We start from the raw sequence: 18774 nt of genomic DNA on the forward strand, positions 1-18774 counted from the left end.
GGAAACGCTGCGGTGGTCCCTCCCGCCGGTGGTACGGGAAGGGGTGCCCCCGGGCGGGCCATGTGCCGCCCGGGGAGACAGAGGTGGAGGAGCGGGTCAGACCGTCGGTCGGCGCACCACGGCGACCTCGCGCGGCCCCAGGACCAGCCCGTCGTCGGCGGCCGTGCCGTACAGCACGTCGCCGGTGAACCCGGGCAGCGGCACCGTGTCGTCGGTCCGGTTCACCAGGAACAGGAACTTCTCCTCGGCGTTGCCGCGGACGGCCAGTTCGACGCGTCCGCGCGCCTCGGCCGGGAGCTCGCTCGTCACGCCGGCCGGGTCGAGGAGACGCGGCAGCAGCGAGGTGAGACCCGCGACGCCGAGGCGCGTGGAGACGTAGGACGCCGAACCGGCGGCCGTCGTCCGCCGGGTCACGGCCGGCCGTCCGGCCTGGTTGCCGGAGTCGTAGCGGGCGAGGACCTCGGTGCGGTCGTCGGCCAGGGTGATGCGGTCGGTCCACAGGGTGCCGGTCGAGCCGTCGTCCAGGGACACCGACTCCTCGGCGAGCAGCGGGCCGAACTCCTCGACGCGGATGCCGAGCAGCTCGCGCAGGGCGCCGGGGTAGCCGCCGAGCCAGATGTGGTCGTTCTGGTCGACGACGCCGGAGAAGTAGGTCGTGACCAGGTGTCCGCCCTGCTCGGTGTAGCGGGTCAGCTCCTTGGCGAGCTCCGCCGGGACCACGTGCAGGACGGGCGCGATCAGCACGTCGTAGCGCGCGAAGTCGCTCCTGGTGGTGATCAGGTCGGCGCGCACGCCGAGTGCGAGGAGCGCCGAGTACCAGTCCAGGCCCTCCTGGCGGTAGTTGAGCAGCGAGGTGGGGTGGGAGTCCTGCTCGCTCGCCCACCAGGAGTCCCAGTCGAAGACGATTCCGACCTTCGCGCTCTCCCGGGCCGAACCGGCCACCGGGGCCAGGGTCTTGAGGGTGGCGCCGAGCTCGGCCACCGCGCGGAACAGCTCACTGTCGGCGCCGGCGTGCGGGACCATCGCCGAGTGGTACTTCTCGGCTCCGGCCGCCGACTGGCGCCACTGGAAGTAGCACACGGCGTCGGCGCCGTGCGCCACGTGCAGCAGGGAGTCCCGGGCCAGCTCGCCGGGCCGCTTCGCCACGTTCACCGGCTGCCAGTTGACGGCGCTGGTGGAGTGTTCCATCAGGAACCAGGGTCGGCCGCCCGCGATGCCGCTGGTGAGGTTCGCGGAGAAGGACAGTTCGTCGCGCGACTGCGGGCCGGGGAGGACGTAGTGGTCGTTGGAGACGAAGTCGATCTCCTCGGCCCAGTCCGCGTAGTCCATGCCCTTGGTCTCGCCCATCACCATGAAGTTGGTGGTGACCGGGACGTCCGGGGTGATGCCCTTGAGGAGGTCCCGCTCCGCGCGCAGGTGGTCCTTGAGGGCGTCGGAGGAGAAGCGCTTGAAGTCCAGCTGCTGGGTCGGGTTCGGGTGCGAGGCCGCCAGACGCGGGGGCAGGATCTGTTGCCAGTCGCTGTAGCGCTGTGACCAGAACGCCGTGCCCCAGGCGTGGTTGAGGGCCTCCAGCGTGCCGTAGCGGGCCCGCAGCCAGTCGCGGAAGGAGCGGGCCGCGTCGTCGGAGTAGTCGTAGATGTTGTGGCAGCCCAGCTCGTTGGAGACGTGCCAGGCGACCAGCGCGGGGTGGTCGGCGTAGCGGTTCGCCATCTCGCGGACCAGGCGCAGGGCGTGCTCGCGGAAGACGGGGGAGGTGGGCCGCCAGTGCTGGCGGGCGCCCGGCCACAGGGTCTCGCCGGTCGCGGTGACCGGCAGGATCTCCGGGTGGGCCGTGGTCAGCCACGGCGGCGGGGAGGCGGTGGCGGTCGCCAGGTCGACGCCGATGCCGCCGGCGTGCAGCAGGTCCATGACCTCGTCGAGCCAGCCGAAGTCCCACTCGTCGGGGCCCGGCTGCAGGCGTGCCCACGAGAAGATCGCCACCGAGACGACGGTGACACCGGCCTCCTGCATCAGCCGGACGTCCTCCTCCCACACCTCCCGGGGCCACTGCTCGGGGTTGTAGTCGGCGCCGAAGGCGAGACGCGGGGTGGGGTCACCGTCCGCCCCGCGTCCGCGGGAGTGGAGGGTGGAGATCATGGCGGTCCTTCCGAAGATGATGCGCGGGGCGGCGCGGCGAGGTGCCGCGCCGCCCGGCGTCCGAGCTGTGGTGCGGGCTACTTCTCGATGGTGAAGCCCTGCTCCTCGCCGTACTTGACCGACGCGTCCTGCCAGGCCTTCAGACCGTCCGCCAGCGTGGTGTTGGAGACGTAGGCCTTGCCGACCGTGTCGTTGAAGATCGAGTTCGCGTACGCCTGGAACGGGAGGTAGGACCAGTCGCTCGCCACGTTCGCGGCGGACTCGGCGAAGATCTTGTTGGCTTCCTGGCCGCCGAAGTAGTCGAACTTCTTGCTCTGGAAGTCGGCCGACTCCAGCTCCGCCTTGGTGGCCGGGAAGGCGCCCTCGGAGACACGGGTGGCGACACCGTCACCGGAGTTGGCGTACTCGGTGAAGGCGTAGGCGAGTTCCTTGTTCTTGGCCAGCGCCGGGACCGTCAGCGAGGAGCCGCCGTTCTCCGCGCTCGCCTTGTCGCCCTTGGTCCAGGCGGGCATCGCCGCGGCACGCCACTGGCCCTTGGCGTTCGGGACGCCGGTGGAGAAGTTGGCGGGCATCCAGGCGCCGGTGGCCAGGGTGGCGATGGTGCCGTCGCCGAGGCCCTTGTACCAGTCGTCGGTCCAGCCGTTGACCGGGGCGAGCAGCTTCTCGTCGATCAGCTTCTGCCAGACCGTCTCGAACTTCTTGGCTCCGGCGTCGTCGAAGTTGACGCCGACCTTGGTGCCGTCGACCTTGTAGGGGCGCGAACCGGCCTGCCACAGCATGGAGGTGGTGAAGCCCGCGTCACCGGCGTCGTTGGCGATGTAGGCCTTCGGGTCGGCCTTGTGGAGCTTGCGGGCCGCGTCCAGGTACTCGTCCCAGGTGGTCGGGACGGCGATCTTGTACTTGTCGAAGACCTTCTTGTTGTAGAACAGCGCCATCGGGCCCGAGTCCATCGGCAGGCCGTAGACCTTGTCGCCGTCGCTGACCGCGTTCCACGGACCGGGCGTGTACTTCGAGGCGAGCTTCTCGGCGCCGTAGGGGGCCAGGTCGGTCAGGCCCTTGGTCAGGGAGTACTGGCCGAGTGCGAAGTACTCGACCTGGGCGACGTCGGGGACGCCCTTGCCGGCCGAGATCGCGTTGGACAGCGCGGTGTAGTGCTTGTCGCCGGAGCGCTCGCTGACCAGGTTGACCTTGACCTTCGGGTACTTCTTCTGGAAGTCGGCGGCCACGGTCTTCAAGGTGGGCTCCCAGGCCCAGACCGTGATGTCGCCGCCCTTGGCCAGGGCTGCCTTGATGTCCGCGGCGGAGACGGCCTTCGTGTCGGAGTCGTCGTCCGAGCCGCCGCATGCGGTGGCGCCCAGGGCGAGGGTGGAGACGAGGGCGATGCCGCGCAGGATGCGGCCGGTTGTTCTGCGCATGGAGGTGCTTCCACTTCTGCGTGGGTGGGACAGGTGAGGGTGGGGGTGGTGCCGGTGGTGCCGGTGGTGCTCAATTGGGGGGCTTGCGGGCGCCGGCCTCGTCACTCCTTGACGCTTCCGGCGGCGAGGCCGGACTGCCAGTACTTCTGGAGGAACAGGAAGGCGGCGATCAGGGGGATGATCGTGAGCAGGGAGCCCGTGATCACCAGGTTGAAGATGACGTCACCGCCGATGGTCTGTGCCTGGTTGCTCCAGGCGCTCAGACCCAGGGTCAGCGGGTACCAGTCCGGGTCCTTGAGCATGATCAGCGGGAGGAAGTAGTTGTTCCAGGTGGCGACCGTGGTGAACAGCAGCACGGTCACGATCCCCGGGGACAGCAGCGGCAACGCGACCTGGAAGAAGGTCCGCACCTCGCTCGCCCCGTCCATCCGGGCCGCCTCCAGCAGCTCGGTCGGGATCGCCTCGGCGGCGAACACCCACATCAGATAGAGACCGAACGGCGACACCAGCGACGGGATGATCACCGCCCACGGAGTGTCGGTGAGCCCCATCTTGCTGAACATCAGGAAGGTCGGCACCGCGAGCGCCGTACCCGGCACGGCCACCGCGCCGATGACGACGGCGAAGATGGCGCGCTTGCCGGGGAAGTCGAACTTCGCCAGCGCGTAGCCGCCCAGTACCGCCAGCAGCGTCGCGCCGCCCGCGCCGAGCACCACGTACAGCAGGGTGTTGAGCAGCCAGCGGCCGAAGATGCCGTCGTGGTAGGTGAAGGTGTCCCGGATGTTGTCCCACAGGGCGAAGTCGTGGGCGAACCACAGACCGTTGGAGTCGCCCAGACCGGCCTGGGTCTTGGTGGAGTTGATGACCAGCCAGATCAGCGGCACCACGGTGTAGAGGACCATCAGGGCCATCAGCACCGTCATGAGCACGCTGCGCCGGCGCTTGTCCGGGGTGTGCTTGCGCGGGGTCCGCAGCCGGGGAGGGCTGCCGGCTTTGGCGGGGGAGGCGGTGGTGACAGGGGTGCTCATCGGGTCACGCTCCCTTGCGCATGCCGCGCAGCTGCACGACGTAGGCGACCACCATCGTGAGCAGGCCCATGATGATGGCGACCGTCGCGGAGTAGTTGTGCTGCTGGCCGGCGAAGGACAGCGAGTACGTGTAGAAGTTCGGCGTGTAGTCGGTGGTGATGGCGTTGAGCGCCAGCGGCCGCAGGATGCTCGGCTCGTTGAAGAGCTGGAAGCTGCCGATGATCGAGAAGATCGTCGCGATGACGATCGCGCCCCGGATCGCGGGCAGCTTGATAGAGGCGATCACCCGCCACTGACCGGCGCCGTCGATCTCCGCCGCCTCGTACAGGGAGCTCGGGATGACCCGCAGCGCCGAGTAGAAGATCAGCATGTTGTAGCCGACGAACTCCCACGTCACGATGTTGCCGATGGAGGCCAGGACCCAGTCGGGGGAGAGCAGGTCGGGCAGCGTGAGGCCGAACGTCTCGTTGATGTCGCCCACCAGGCCGTACTTGGTGCCGTACATGAAGCCCCACATCAGGGTGGCGACCACGGCGGGCACGGCGTACGGCAGGAAGATCGTGATCCGGAAGAAGCTCTTGCCGTAGAGCCGGCCGCTGTCCAATGCCAGCGCCACCAGCAGGGCGATGCCCAGCATGATCGGCACCTGGATCGCCAGGAAGAGTCCCACGCGGCCGACGGCCGACCAGAACTGGTCGTCCTTGAGGGCCTGCGTGTAGTTGTCCAGGCCGACGAACTGGTTGCCGCCGATCAGCTGGTTGCGGAAGAGACTCAGGTAGATCGAGTACGCGATGGGCGCGAGGAAGACGAGTGCGAAGACCGCCACGAACGGGCCGATGAACCCCCACCCCGTCCAGGAGCGTCGGTCCCGTTTGGCCGGAGGCGGTGCCGGGCGCGGCGCGGCGGCGGCCGGCGGTTGCAGCGTTGTCATGATCGTTCCTCGCTCGTCCACTCATGGAACCCGCGCCCCGCGGCTTTCCCCGTGTGGCGCGGACGAGATGTTTACGCAAACATCAAGCAGCAAAAAAAGAGACCTGAGCTGTTATGTTTGCGTAAACATCCGATGGCGGCATGTCTACACTCCTCCGCTGAGAGAGGTCAAGGGTCTCCCGGGGGGATCGTGATCAAAGCGATGCAAGGAGAGGCAGGGGGTAGAAAATGGACGCGACGCACGACACGCCGACGCAGGCGGCCTCACCTGCGGTGACCGGCCGCCGGCGCGCACAGGGGCCGGTCCGTCTCGCGGTCTCGATGGCCGATGTGGCGCGACTGGCCGGGGTGTCCTCGCAGACCGTCTCGCGGGTGTCGAACGGTTACGCGGGTGTCAACGAGGAGACGCGCCGTCAGGTCCTCGCCGCCATGCGGGAGCTGGGCTACCGCCCCAACAGCGCCGCCCGCGCCCTGAAGCGCGGCGAGTTCCGCACCCTGGGCGTCATCACCTTCACTCTCTCCACGACCGGCAACGTCCGCACCCTGGAGGCGATCGCCACCGCCGCGGCGGCCGAGGGATACGCGGTGACCCTGCTGCCGGTCGCCGTTCCCACCCAGGACGAGGTGCGCGGCGCCTTCTCCCGACTGGGGGAACTCGCCGTCGACGCGGTGATCGTCATCATGGAGGTGCATCTCCTGGACGCGGCCACCATCAACATGCCGCCCCGTGTCCAGGTGGTCGTCGCCGACTCCGACGCGGGGGAGCGGTACACGGTCGTCGACACCGACCAGGCAGGCGGCACGCGCACGGCCGTCGAGCATCTGCTCGGGCTCGGCCACGACACGGTCTGGCACCTCGCGGGCCCCGAGGGTTCCTATGCCGCCCAGCGCCGTACCGACGCCTGGCAGGCCACCCTCACCGACGCGGGCCGGCGGATACCGCCCCTGGTGCGGGGCGACTGGTCGGCGGACTCCGGCTACCGGGCGGGCCTGGAGCTGGCCGCGCAGGAGGACTGCACGGCGGTCTTCACGGCCAACGACCAGATGGCCCTGGGCCTGCTGCGCGCGCTGCATGAACGCGGCCGGCGCGTCCCTGAGGACGTCAGCGTCATCGGCTTCGACGACATCGCCGAGGCGTCGTCCTTCCTGCCGCCCCTCACGACGGTCCATCAGGACTTCGCCGAGGTCGGCCGCCTCTGCGTCCAGGCGGTCCTGCGGAAGATGCGCCACGACGACGCGACGCACGGCACGACGCTTGTGCCGACGCGTCTGATGGTCCGGGAGAGCACGGCGCCACCCACAGTGCGCTGAGCGGCGGCCGGAGAGTGCCGCTCGCTGCCGTTGCAGGTGTGCCGTGCCGTCGTTCTGGCAGAGCTCACTTGGCGGGGCGGCGGTCTCCGTCCGGGCGCCGGGGGTGCCGCGGGCCCGGCGGTGTCCGGCCGGGCCCACGCGCGGTCAGCTCTTCTTCTGACCGTCCCGCAGTGCCTGGTCGGTCATGTCGGTCACCTGCTTGGCCGGGGGAGCCTCGGCTTCGACCTCGGTGCCGAAGTCGGAGTACTCCATCAGCGTGCTGAGCTTCACCTGCTGGGGTGCGGAGCTCGCGTCCGGCTTGGCGGAGGCCGGTGCCTTGACGGTCATGTCGATCTGCTGGCGGCGGATGCGGCCCTGGTCGTCGAGCCAGATCTGCATGGGCAGCGTCGGGCCGATCTGCTCGCGCAGCTGCGAGCCGCCGGGCAGCCGCGAGACGTCGACCGAGACCTTGTACCGGTCGGTGTCGGCGCCGTCGATCTTCTCGGTGCCGACCTTGGAGACGTCGTCGTCGGTGATCGCCTTGGCGTAGGCGGCGGACTGGGCCGGGTCGCCGATCTGTGCGGGGTCCGTACCCTGCTGTTCGGCGACCTTCTTCAGGTCGATCTTCAGCCAGGGCTTGCCGCCGGACTTCTCCTGGTCAGGGGCTTCTTGGTAGAGCACCTGGTCGACCACGCGCTGTTCGATGGTCTGGCCCTCGGCGGTGACGGTCATGGTGCTGTCGCCGTCCGCGAGGTCGATGGCCCCGCGGCCGGCGGACGTGATCGACCGGCCGTCCGCCGACGCCTTCACCTTGACCGTCATCTTCGCCGTCTCGGCCTCGGCGGTCTTGTCGTAGGCGCTGCGCACGGCAGCCGTGCCCTGCTCCTGCGCGCCGCCACTCGCGCTCGCCGTCGCCGCGGGCCTGTCGTCCTTCGCATCGCTGTCCCCGCAGGCCGTCAGGACGACGCTCCCCATGATGACGGCTGTTCCGAGCGCGGACGCCTTCACTCCTCCGCTCCGCATGAATGCCCTCTCTCCTCACGTTGGCCGACTTCCTCCGATGTGCTGTCGGCTTGCGACGTGAGTGCCCCTGAGCTGGCCCAATACGCCCAAGGAGAAGGGTGGTTGGCCGGTTCGCGGTGCTTTCGGCCCGCCCTCCGGACATTGTTCCGCGTGCATGGAGTCCGAGGGTGGGCACCTGATATTCCGGGGTCTTTCCGGAGAAGGAAACGGAACGTGGAGATCCGGGTATGCGCGGCGGCGAGCGATTCCCCTTGCCCCCTACGTCTCGCCCAGCAGCATCCGGACCGACTTCCACGCCGTCCCCGCGACCGCCCGTAGCGCCTCGGTCGTCGCGCCGTCCCGGGCCCGGTGCGACATGCCCTGAACGACCACCCCGGTGAACTCGGCGACCGCGCGGGCGTCGGTGCGGGCCGGGAGGGTGCCCGCGTCGATGTCGGCTCTGATGTGGTCCTCCAGCCGGTCGATGTTGGCGTTGCGGAGATCGCGGAGGCGGTCGGCGACTTCCTGGGCGGCGTCGGAGACGCGGGTGGCGGAGCCGATGATCAGACAGCCGCCGGGTCCGTCGGTGAGGGTGTAGGTGTCGGCCGCCTCGTACAGCAGGCGCCGGATCAGGGCGGGGGAGTGGCCCTCCTCGTCGAAGGCGCGCTGCATGAAGCTGCCTCTGCCGTTGTTGTAGTACTCGACGGCGGCGAAGAAGAGGCCCTCCTTGCTGCCGAACGCCGCATACAGGCTGGGGGGGTTGATCCCCATGTCCCGGGTGAGGGTGGCGACGGAGGCGCCGTCGTAACCGTGCCGCCAGAAGGCGAGCATGGCCTTCTCCAGGGCGTCGTCGAGATCGAACTTACGGCCCTGGCCGCGTACGCCTGCCATCAGGTGCTCCCACGTCGTCGGTGAGCGTGCTCTCTCGCGGGCGCGGGCCGAAGCGCGGCTTCACGCCGGTGTGATCCATTATTCATGTAGCGATCGATAAACGAATGATAGTCTCGCCGAGCCGGTGGGGGAACCGGTACGCCGAACAGGCATGGTTCCTCGCCGCACCCTTCATGCGCAGCGAGGCGCGGCGACAGAGTGGTCGCCGCCCACGACGCACCATGCCTGCACAGCGTGAGGACTCCACATGCACAACAGTGCGTCTTACACCGATGGCCTGACCCGCCGTCACTCCGCCTCCCCTATCTGGACCGTGGAGGCCGTCAAACAGGTCCGGTACCACGTCGTCGAGGCGTCCGGCCTGTTCGACACCGACAGCACCCTGCTGTTAACGGGTTGCGCGGACGCAGCACTGCGACCCGGCGACCGCCGTCTCGTCGTGATCGACTCCACCGTCCAGGACCTGCACGGGGAGCGCATCACCCGCTACTTCGACCATCACGGCATCGCGGTCACCCTCCTTCCCGTCCGCGCGGACGAGAGCGTCAAGCGGTGGAGCCTGGTGACGGACGTGGTCGACGCGATGAACGACTTCGGCATCGACCGCAGGCGCGAACCGGTGATCGCCATCGGCGGCGGCGTCCTCCTCGACGTCGTCGGACTCGCCGCCAGCCTGTACCGGCGCGGCACCCCCTACATACGGATACCCACCACCCTGGTGGGCCTGGTCGACGCCGGGGTCGGCGTGAAGACCGGCGTCAACTACGGGCAGGGCAAGAACCGGCTCGGTACCTACGCACCGGCCGTGGCGACCTTCGTGGACCGCTCCTTCCTGAGCACCCTCGACGCACGTCACCTCTCCAACGGGCTGGCGGAGATCCTCAAGGTGGCGCTCATCAAGTCGGCGGAACTCTTCGACCTTCTCGAGGACTTCGGGCCGCCGCTGATCGAGGACCGCTTCCAGGGCAGCACTCCCGCCCTGGAGACGGCGGCCCGCCGGGTCGTCTCCGAGGCCATCCACCTGATGCTGGAAGAACTCCAGCCCAATCTGTGGGAACAGTGCCTGGAACGGTGCGTCGACTACGGGCACACCTTCAGCCCCACCATCGAGATGGAGGCGCTGCCGGAGCTGCTGCACGGTGAGGCGGTCGCCGTCGACATGGCACTCACCACCGTGATGGGGCGGATGCGCGGCGATGTCACCGAGCATGAGTCCCAGCGCGTACTGGCGCTGATGGACCGGCTGCGACTGCCGCTGTGGACCGAGGTCCTGGCCCGTCCGGGAATCCTGGACGGCGCACTCGCCGACACGGTGCGCCACCGCGACGGACAGCAGCGGCTGCCGCTTCCGGTCGGCATCGGCCACCACCGATTCGTCAACGACGTCACCCCCGAGGAACTGGACACCGCGCTCAAGGAACTCGACACGGCACGACGGCGAACGGGGCAGAACTTCGCATCCGAGGCCGGACTCGTCGGGGCCGGTGAGGCAGCGTGAAGTGGGACAGCCTCTACATCGAGGGCTTCGGCTCCTATCTGCCCGAGGAACGTGAGTTCGCCGCCGAGATGGTGGCCGCGGGACGGTACAGCCAGGTCGAACACCGCAAGACCGGACAGGTGTCGGCCGCCGTGGCCCGCCCCGAACGCGGCGAGAGCGCCCCCGAGATGGCGGCGGCCGCCGGACACGCCGCGCTCGCGGACGCCGGGACCGACCCCGCCGACATCGATGTCCTCGTCCATGCGGTGGTGCTGCACAACGGCCTCGAGGGCTGGAACTGCGGCGCCTATCTGCAGAGCGAGCTCGGCATAGAGGAATGCATACCGATCGAGATACGCACCGCCTGCGCGGGCGCCGTCGTCGGCATGGAACTCGTCGGACGCTGGTGCGCGGGCTCCGGCAAGGGCATGGTCACCGCCTCCGACGCCTGGCAGCTGCCGCTCTTCGACCGCTGGGCCTCCGACAGCGGACTGGTCTACGGCGACGGCGCGGGCGCCCTCGTCCTCGGCCACGACGGCGGCCCCTTCCGGGTCCTGTCCACCTCCGTGGTCAGCGACCCGCTGCTCGAGCGGATGCACCGCGGCAACGATTCGATGGCGATGCCCTACTACGGCTCCGGCGCCCCCATCGACCTGCGCCAGCGGGTCGCCGCATTCGCCGAGACCCGCAGCACCGAGGAGTTCTGGACCCGCAACACCGCCGCCCTGTCGCGCTGCGCCGAGACCGCACTGGCCGACGCCGACACCGCCCACTCCGACATCGCCCACTGGCTGGTCCCGAACTTCGGCCGGATCCTGCTGCGCAAGCAGTGCTTCGGCCCGCTGAAGATCGACGCCGGCCAGACGCTGGCCGCACGCGGCTGGGAGATCGGGCACACCGGCGCCGCCGACCCGGTCGTCGGCCTCGACCTGCTGCGCCGCTCCGGTGTCCTCAACCCGGGCGACCGGCTGCTGCTCACCGGCATAGGCGTCGGATTCACCTGGGGCTGCGCCGTCCTGGAGTACACCGGCGCGCCCGCACCCACCACCGACACGAACGAGAAGAAGGGGAGCGTCCGTTGACCGCCACCACCAGCACCGAGACGCCAACGCCCGTACCGGCGACGGGCACCAACGCCGCCGTCCTGTGGATGCTGCTCGCCGTCTTCGGCGTCGGCACCGTCGAGTACCTCGTGGCCGGCGTCCTCCCGGACATCGCGGGCGACGTCAACGTGTCCGACGCCACCGCCGGACTCCTGGTGACCGTCTACGCGGTCACCGTGATGATCGGCGGCCCGCTGCTCACCATCGTCACCACCCGCGTGCCGCGCACCGCCCTGATCATCGGCTCCATGGCGGTCTTCGTCATCGGCACCCTGGGCACGGCACTGGCGAACAGCTTCGCGCTCCTGGTCGTCTTCCGGATCATCACCGCCCTGCCGCACGCCACCTTCTTCGCCCTGTGCCTGGTCCTCGCCACCTCGCTGGTGCCGCCGGAGTTCCAGGGCCGGGTGATCGCCCGGGTCTCCCTGGGCCTGAACCTGGCCACCGTCCTCGGCGTACCGCTCGGCACCCTGATCGGCGGCGAGTTCGGCTGGCGCACGTCCTTCGTGGTGGTCGCGGTCTTCCAGACCCTGGTCACCGTGGGCCTGGTGGCCGTCACCCGGCGCGCCCCCGCCCGCCCGGCCGGATCGATCTCCGCCGAACTCACCGTCTTCACCCGCCCCGCGGTGTGGGCCGCGCTCACCCTGACCGCGCTCAGCCAGGCCGCCCTGTTCGTCGTCTTCACCTACATCGCGCCCTACCTCCGCGACTACACCGGCTTCTCGTCCGGCCACGTCACCCTGCTCCTCTTCGTCTTCGGCATCGGCTCGGTGGTCGGCAACCAGCTCGGCGGACACTTCGCCGACCGCTCCATCGACCGCACCCTGCTCGTCGCCCTCGGCGCTCTCACCGTCGCCCTCGGCCTGCTGGCGCTCTTCGGCTCGAGCACCTGGTTCACCGCGCCGTGGCTCTTCGTCCTCGGCGCCGCGGGCTTCTCGATCATCCCGCCGCTGGCCTCCAAGCTGATCAGCGCGGCGAGTGAGGCGCCCAACCTCGCGGCCACCGTCAACATCGCGGGCTTCCAGCTCGCCAACGCCGCCGGCGCCTGGATCGGCTCGGCCACCCTCTCACTGGGCGCCTCGCTGGCCACGCTGCCCGCGGTCGGCGCCGGTCTCGCCCTGGCAGCCGTCCTCGCCCTCGTCCTCGGCACCCGCCGCACCCTGGCAGCAGGTGAGGGCCGTTGATGCGGGCCGCCGTCATCGACAAACCGCACACCGCGACCCTGGTGGAGACCGCCCGCCCGGCCGCCGGACCCGGCGAGGTCCTGGTCAGGATCGCCTACGTCGGCCTGTGCGGCAGTGACCTGGAGCTCCTGCACGGAACCTCCCCCTACCTCGCCGACGGGCGCGCCGCCTTCCCGCACAGGTTCGGCCACGAATGGGCCGGCACCGTCGAGGAGTTCGGCCCCGGCGTCACCGGACTGCGCCACGGCGAGGTGGTCACCGGGTCCACCATGATCCCCTGCCAGTCCTGCCGCTCCTGCGCCGCCGGCCACCGCAACCTGTGCACCGAACTGCGCGAGGTCGGCCTGTACGGCTGGACCGGCGCCGCCGCCGAATACCTGGTCATGCCCCGCCACGCCCTGGTCCCCTTCGGCCCCGGCACGGAGCACCCGCGCCCGGAACACGTCCTGGTCGAACCCCTGGTCACCGTCCTGGAGGCGGTCCACGCGGCCGACCCGCGGCCCGGGGACCAGATCCTGGTCATCGGCGCGGGCACCATGGGCAGCCTCGCCGCCGCCGTCCTCGCCCGGTACCCGGTGACCGTCGACATCGCCGAACCCGGCACCGTCGGCCACCTACCGGACGGCAGCTACCGCGACCGGTTCACCCGCACCGACGACGCCCCCACCGGCTACGACCTCGTCCTGGAGTGCTCGGGCGCCCCCGGCACCCTCAACGCCGCGCTCGACCGGCTGCGACCCGGCGGCCTGTGCCTGCTGGTCGGCGTCCCCGCGCAGGCCGAGACCGTCGACGCCGCCCGGATCACCCTGGACGGCCTGCGCATCGCCGGAGTCCGGCACGGCGTCGACCACTACGCCCGCGCCGTCGCACTCGTCGACGAACTCGCCGCCGGTCTCGTCGACCAGGTGATACCGCTCGCCGAGGTCGCCCGCGCCTTCGACGTGCTCCAGCACGGCAGGACCCGGCCCAAGGTGGTGCTGAGCGTTGCCTGACCTCCACACCACACTGATCACCGGCGCCAGCAGCGGCATCGGGCGGGCCACCGCCCGGGCACTCGCCGGCCCCGGCCACCGGCTGCTTCTCGGCTACGCCACCGGCGAGGACCGGATCCGCCAGGTCGCCGAGGAACTGCGGCGCACCACCGGCGCCGAGTGCGTCCCGGTCCGGGCCGATCTGCGCGACCCGGAGGCCGCGGCCGACAGCTGCATGGCCGCCGTCGAGCGGGCCGGGCGTATCGACTGCCTGGTCAACAACGCCGGCATCAACGACCGCAGCGCCGCCGACGCCCTGGAACCGAAGCGGGCCGACGAGGTGTTCGCGATCAACACCCTCGCTCCCATGACGCTCGCCTCCGCGGTGGGCCACCACATGATCCGTGGCGGCGTCCGGGGCAGCATCGTCAATGTCACCTCCGTCCACGAGACCGTCCCCATCACCGGCGGCGCCCTCTACTGCGCCAGCAAGGCCGCCCTGGGCATGATCACCAAGGTGCTGGCCCTGGAGTTCGGCCAATACGGCATCAGGGTGAACTCCGTCGCCCCCGGTGAGACCGCCACCGCCATGAACGGCGTCCACGACGAGGCCACCTACCGGTCGATCTCCCGCCCCGACATCCCGCTGGGCCGCCCGGCCGGAGCCGAGGAGATCGCCTCGCTCATCGCCTACCTCGCCGGACCCCACTCCGGCTACCTCACCGGCACCTCGGTCCTCGCCGACGGCGGACTCGCTCTGACCGCGGCGGAGGCCAACGCCCGCCACGCCTTCACCACCGTCGCTCCGAAGGAGAACTCGCCGGCATGAAAGCCATCACCTTCCACCGCACCGGCGACCCCGACGTCCTGGCCTTCGACGAGGTACCCGAACTGCCCGTCGGACCGCAGGACATCCGCGTCACCGTCACCGCGGCCGCCGTCAACCCGGTCGACCTCAAGACCCGATCCGGCTTCCTCACCCTGAACCTCACCTACCCGTCCGTGCCCGGCTGGGACGTCTCCGGCGTCGTCACCGAGACCGGCAGCGAGGTCACCCGGTTCACCGTGGGCGAGCAGGTCATCGGCATGATCGCCCAGCCGGCCCACCGCTACGGCACCTATGCCGAACACGTCACCGCCGACGCACGCCTCTTCGCCCACGCCCCGGCCGGACTGCCGCTGCAGGAGGCCGCAGCGCTCCCGCTCGCCGCACTGACCGCCGTCCAGACCCTGGCCAAACTCACGCTGCCCTCCGGCGCACCGGTGCTCGTCACCGGCGCCGCCGGCGCGGTCGGCCGGATCGCCGTGCAGCTGTTGCTCGCCGACGGACACCCGGTCGACGCCCTGGCCCGGACCTCCGACACCGAATCCCTGCGAGGTCTCGGCGTCGGCACCGTCCACACCCGGACCGCGGATCTGTCCGACGCCACCCACACGGCTGTCGTCGACACCGCGGGCGTGGCCGCCGCGATCCGCGCGGTCGCCGACGGGGGCCAGTTCGTCTCCATCGACGACAACCCCCAGCCCGCCCCCGAACGCGGCATCACTCCGGGAAAGAGCTACGTCGACGAGAACGGCGACCAGCTCCAGACCCTGAGCGACCTGGTCGCCGGCGGCCGCCTCACGGTGCCGGCCGGCCGCCGCTACCCGCTCGCCGACGCCGCCCGCGCCCACCACGACTTCAGCGCGGGCGGCCTGCGCGGCAAGGTCCTGCTCCTGCCGTGACCCACCCGTACCCGAGGCCGGTCACCAGCCCGGTCACCGTCCGGGACCCGGCCACGGCCACCGGCGGACGCCTCCCCCCGGCCCCCGGCCCGTACCGAGCACCGCTCGCCGGCCCCCGCCCCACCCGGGCCGTCGATCCGACCCCGCTCCCCGAAGGAACCCCCTCATGACCACGGCCCAAGACACCTCGCTGACCCCGCCCCCCGGCACTCGCCCGCCGGCCCACCGGATCACAGTGGCGGTGCCCGATGTCGAGGAGGCCACCGCCTTCCTCGCGGAACTGGCCGGGCCGTCGGCCGTGGACCGGGACGGCGGCGCCGGCGTCGTCTCGTTCTCTCCCGGCATCGAGGTACGCCTCGTACCCACCACGGCCGACGGCACCCCCGACACCCCGCCCCGCCTGGTCGACATCGGCACCAACCACCTCTGCCTGCGCGTCGGCGACATCGAGGCGGCCGTCGCCCACCTGGAACAGCTCCCCGGAGTCGACGTCCTGGGCGACATCATCACCATCCCCGAGGGCCCGATCCGCGGAAACCGCTGGATCTACTTCCGTTCCCCCTGGGGCACCCTCTTCGAACTGCAGCAGTGGCCCGACATCCCCGGATATGCCGACACCACCGCCGAACGCCTCCACCACGACCAGCGGCCGGCCGACGACGCGCCCCTGCCCACCCTGCTCGGCCTGGACCACACCGGCTACAGCGTGCAGAGCCTCGACGCCACCATCGACCACCTCGTCACCCACCACCGGGCACGGGTCGTCCTGCGCACCGAGATCGCCGCCGACCGGGCCTTCATGCGCCGCCAGTTCGACCTCGACGTCGAGGGCATTTCGGCGATGGCCATGGTCGTCGTCGACGACGCCCTCAACCTCGAACTCTTCGAGCACGGCATCCCCGACCGGCAGCCGCCGCGCTCCGTGGACCGCCTCGGCGGCAACCTGCTCGAGCTCCACGCCCAGCCCCAGCCGGCCCCCACAGCGCACCACGCCGCCTTCGGACTCACCCTCCCCGGGCCGGTGACCTCATGAAATTCGGCATCAACCTGCCCAACTTCGGTCCCCAGATGACGCCCGAGGGCATGCTCGCCTGGACCCGTGAGGCCGAACGGCTGGGCTTCGACACCGTCCTGGTCTCCGACCACCTCGCCCTCACCGACGACGCCCACCGGCGCTCGCCCGCCCCGTTCCACGAGAGCCTCGCCACCCTCTCGTGGCTGGCCGGGCAGACCGAGACCGTTCGTCTCGGCGCGGGTGTCCTCATCGCCTCCCACCGCCACCCGATCGCGCTCGCCCGGGCCACCGCCACCATCGACGGACTCAGCGGCGGCCGCCTCGTCGTCGGTGTCGGCGTCGGCTGGGCCCCGCGCGCCTTCGACGTCCTGGGCGTGGACTTCCGCAGACGAGGCGCCCTCACCGACCACACCCTGGACGTCCTGGTCGAGGCATGGACCTCCGACACCGTCACCTACCGCGGCCACCGGGTACACACCGCACCGCGGCCCGAACAGGACCCGCACCCGCCGCTGTGGATCGGCGGCAACGGACCACGCGCCCTGGAACGCGTCAACCGCATCGGTACCGCCTGGCACCCGCTCCACCCCAGCCGGCAGCTGTGCGCCCGGGCCGCCGGGGCCCTCGCGGACGGCAAGCAGTTCGCCCCGAGGATCTTCTTCCTGCCCACCACCACCCCCGCCGACCCCGACTCCCGCCCGCTCGGCTACGGCACACCCGACCAGATCCGCGCCGACATCGCCTTCCTGCGCGACCTCGGCGCCGACCACGTGGTCCTCGACACCGACCCCGGCGACCAGCGTCTGCGCAGGCACTGGAAGGACGACCTCGAACTGATCCGGCTCGCCGCACACACCCTGGAGATCGGATGACCGCCCTGCGCGCCGTGACGGCCCGCGCCCTGCTCTTCGACATGGACGGCACCCTGGTCGACTCCGCCGACTCCATCGACCGTGTCTGGCGGGCGTTCGCCGCCCGCCACCGCCTCGACCCCGCCACCGTGCTCGCCGCGCTGCCCGGCCGCACCGCCCCCGACATCGTCGCCGGGCTCCTCCCCGCGGCCGACCTCTCCGCCGTCAACGCCGAAGTCGCCTGGATCCGGGAACGCGAGGAGGCCACCGCCGACACCGTCACCGAGATCCCGGGCGCCCGACAGCTGCTCACCTCCCTGCCCGCGCGTACCTGGGCCGTCGTCACCTCCGCCTCCCGCACCATGACCGCACGCCGCCTCACCGCCGCCGGACTGCCGCTGCCCGCCGTCACCGTGTGCGCCGACGACGTGCAGGCCGGTAAACCCGACCCCGAGGGCTTCCGTGCCGCTGCCCGCCTCCTCGACGTGGACATCGCCGACTGCCTCCTCTTCGAGGACTCCGCCCCCGGACTGCTCGCCGCCCGCCGCTCCGGCGGCACCCCCGTCGCCGTCGCCGCTCCTCTCGCCGAACCGGCCCCGTACCGCGTCGACGACCTCACCGCCGTCACCGCCCGTGTGAGCGACGGCCGTATCCGCCTGGAGCTCCGGCAGCCCCGGTCACACGCCGAACCGGCAGAGGGGATTCGGCTGTGAGCACGTGGGCCGTCACCCAGGACCGCGAGGACCAGGTACGCACTCAGGTCGCCGTCGACCTCGGAGGGACCTGGCTGCGGATCCGGACCGGGTCCGACGAGACCGTACGGCTCCCCGCGCCCAGCATCCTCAACCGGCCCGGCGAGGATCCGGCGGCACTCCTCGAGCTGCTGATCGAGACCCTGGCCGACACGGTGCCGGCGGACGCGCGGGTGGCGATGTCCTGCGGGGCCGCCATGGACGAGGAGCGGGGCGTGCTGCATGGCTCGGGCCCGCTGTGGGGCGGTGGTCCGGACCGGCCGGTCCCGCTTCGCGCGCTGCTCACCGCCCGCCGCCCGGACGTCAGCTGGCACCTGTTCAACGACGTCACCGCCGGCCTCGCGAGCTTCGTCGAGCAGTTCGCCCGCCCCCACCACCGGCGGGCCGTGTACCTGACGGTGAGCAGCGGCATCGCCCTGCGCACCGCCGACCTCACCGAACACTCCGTCCCGGTCGACGCCCACGGCATGCAGGGCGAGGTCGGTCATCTCCCGGCCGTCTCCAGCGCACCCGCGGCCGTCCGCGCGCTGACCTGCCCCTGCGGCGGCACCGGCCATGTCGCCGCCCTGGCCGCCGGACCCGCCCTGCCGCACGTCGCCGCCGCGCTCGGCATCGAACGTCCCGAGGACATCCGCGACACCCTCACCGCCCGGCTGCGGAGCGGCGACCCCGCCGCCCTCCGCCTGCTCACCACCGTCGTGGAACCCGTCGCCGAAATCGTGCGCATGCTGCACTGCCTGGACCCCCGCATCGACCTCATCGGCATCGGCGGCGGCTACGCGGAGGGCCTCGGCGAGTCCTACCGCGCCGAACTGGTCCGCCAGGTCAGCGAAGTGCGCAGCTACGCCGACCGCGACACCGACCGGCCCGGAGAGGGTCTGCGGCTGTGCCGCCCCGGCGAGGTGGATCCCCTGGCGGGCGCCGTCGCGCTCTCCCACGGCGCACTGACCGTCACCAAACACTGAGACCAGCCCCCTTGCACCGCCACCCCCTCCGGAAGGACC

At 71.0% G+C, this 18774-nt stretch carries 17 protein-coding genes; 11 read left to right on the forward strand and 6 right to left on the reverse strand.

The features are described 5' to 3' along the window. Nucleotides 1–96 precede the first annotated feature (96 nt). The 4 genes from ACIOHP_RS43100 to ACIOHP_RS43115 all read right to left on the reverse strand — a co-directional run bounded on the left by ACIOHP_RS43100 (nt 97) and on the right by ACIOHP_RS43115 (nt 5510). A complete protein-coding gene (locus ACIOHP_RS43100) occupies nt 97–2136 on the reverse strand; it encodes a beta-galactosidase (RefSeq protein ID WP_401896174.1) in 2040 nt (679 codons plus the stop codon). 77 nt (nt 2137–2213) lie between these two features. Beyond that, on the reverse strand, nt 2214–3551 hold the full coding sequence (locus tag ACIOHP_RS43105) for a sugar ABC transporter substrate-binding protein (protein ID WP_361560859.1): 1338 nt from the start codon (nt 3549–3551) through the stop codon (nt 2214–2216). Nucleotides 3552–3652: 101 nt separating this feature from the next. Next, the gene (locus tag ACIOHP_RS43110; protein WP_401896176.1) at nt 3653–4579 is read right to left on the reverse strand and encodes a carbohydrate ABC transporter permease; all 927 of its coding nucleotides are present in this window, start codon (nt 4577–4579) and stop codon (nt 3653–3655) included. A gap of 4 nt (nt 4580–4583) precedes the next feature. After that, nucleotides 4584–5510 carry a sugar ABC transporter permease gene (locus ACIOHP_RS43115; RefSeq protein WP_361560863.1) on the reverse strand — a complete coding sequence of 309 codons (927 nt, stop codon included), beginning with the start codon at nt 5508–5510 and terminating at the stop codon, nt 4584–4586. A gap of 227 nt (nt 5511–5737) precedes the next feature. Between ACIOHP_RS43115 and ACIOHP_RS43120 the strand changes: the two genes are divergently transcribed. Further along, entirely contained in the window at nt 5738–6820 is a 1083-nt protein-coding gene (locus tag ACIOHP_RS43120; protein ID WP_401896180.1) for a LacI family DNA-binding transcriptional regulator, read from the forward strand. A gap of 144 nt (nt 6821–6964) precedes the next feature. Here the strand turns inward: ACIOHP_RS43120 and ACIOHP_RS43125 are convergent, their stop codons facing one another. Continuing rightward, nucleotides 6965–7822, reverse strand: a complete 858-nt coding sequence (locus ACIOHP_RS43125; RefSeq protein WP_401896181.1) for a hypothetical protein — start codon at nt 7820–7822, stop codon at nt 6965–6967. A gap of 258 nt (nt 7823–8080) precedes the next feature. Continuing rightward, on the reverse strand, nt 8081–8692 hold the full coding sequence (locus ACIOHP_RS43130; protein ID WP_361546035.1) for a TetR/AcrR family transcriptional regulator: 612 nt from the start codon (nt 8690–8692) through the stop codon (nt 8081–8083). Between the two features lie 247 nt (nt 8693–8939). Between ACIOHP_RS43130 and ACIOHP_RS43135 the strand changes: the two genes are divergently transcribed. The 10 genes from ACIOHP_RS43135 (at nt 8940) to ACIOHP_RS43180 (ending at nt 18735) form a co-directional block, all read left to right on the forward strand. Continuing rightward, entirely contained in the window at nt 8940–10190 is a 1251-nt protein-coding gene (locus ACIOHP_RS43135) for a sedoheptulose 7-phosphate cyclase (RefSeq protein ID WP_401896183.1), read from the forward strand. Beyond that, nucleotides 10187–11251, forward strand: coding sequence for a 3-oxoacyl-ACP synthase III family protein (locus ACIOHP_RS43140; RefSeq protein WP_401896185.1), 1065 nt, complete (start codon nt 10187–10189; stop codon nt 11249–11251). The genes ACIOHP_RS43135 and ACIOHP_RS43140 overlap by 4 nt, the downstream gene beginning before the upstream one ends. Further along, nucleotides 11248–12456 (forward strand): MFS transporter, encoded by a 1209-nt coding sequence (locus ACIOHP_RS43145; RefSeq protein ID WP_351691982.1) that lies wholly within the window; start codon nt 11248–11250, stop codon nt 12454–12456. Before ACIOHP_RS43140 ends, ACIOHP_RS43145 begins: the two co-directional genes overlap by 4 nt. After that, entirely contained in the window at nt 12456–13448 is a 993-nt protein-coding gene (locus ACIOHP_RS43150; RefSeq protein WP_401896187.1) for a zinc-binding dehydrogenase, read from the forward strand. The genes ACIOHP_RS43145 and ACIOHP_RS43150 overlap by 1 nt, the downstream gene beginning before the upstream one ends. Then, nucleotides 13441–14256, forward strand: coding sequence for an SDR family oxidoreductase (locus tag ACIOHP_RS43155; protein WP_401896190.1), 816 nt, complete (start codon nt 13441–13443; stop codon nt 14254–14256). The genes ACIOHP_RS43150 and ACIOHP_RS43155 overlap by 8 nt, the downstream gene beginning before the upstream one ends. Beyond that, nucleotides 14253–15152 (forward strand): NADP-dependent oxidoreductase, encoded by a 900-nt coding sequence (locus tag ACIOHP_RS43160; protein ID WP_401896191.1) that lies wholly within the window; start codon nt 14253–14255, stop codon nt 15150–15152. Before ACIOHP_RS43155 ends, ACIOHP_RS43160 begins: the two co-directional genes overlap by 4 nt. A gap of 166 nt (nt 15153–15318) precedes the next feature. Beyond that, on the forward strand, nt 15319–16185 hold the full coding sequence (locus ACIOHP_RS43165) for a VOC family protein (RefSeq protein ID WP_401896193.1): 867 nt from the start codon (nt 15319–15321) through the stop codon (nt 16183–16185). Next, the gene (locus ACIOHP_RS43170; RefSeq protein WP_401896195.1) at nt 16182–17039 is read left to right on the forward strand and encodes a TIGR03619 family F420-dependent LLM class oxidoreductase; all 858 of its coding nucleotides are present in this window, start codon (nt 16182–16184) and stop codon (nt 17037–17039) included. Before ACIOHP_RS43165 ends, ACIOHP_RS43170 begins: the two co-directional genes overlap by 4 nt. Next, a complete protein-coding gene (locus tag ACIOHP_RS43175) occupies nt 17036–17731 on the forward strand; it encodes an HAD-IA family hydrolase (RefSeq protein ID WP_401896197.1) in 696 nt (231 codons plus the stop codon). Before ACIOHP_RS43170 ends, ACIOHP_RS43175 begins: the two co-directional genes overlap by 4 nt. Beyond that, a complete protein-coding gene (locus ACIOHP_RS43180) occupies nt 17728–18735 on the forward strand; it encodes an ROK family protein (protein ID WP_401896200.1) in 1008 nt (335 codons plus the stop codon). The genes ACIOHP_RS43175 and ACIOHP_RS43180 overlap by 4 nt, the downstream gene beginning before the upstream one ends. Nucleotides 18736–18774 lie beyond the last annotated feature (39 nt).

Origin of the sequence: Streptomyces sp. NPDC087859 (assembly GCF_044742595.1) — a bacterium.
Classification (GTDB): domain Bacteria; phylum Actinomycetota; class Actinomycetes; order Streptomycetales; family Streptomycetaceae; genus Streptomyces; species Streptomyces canus_F.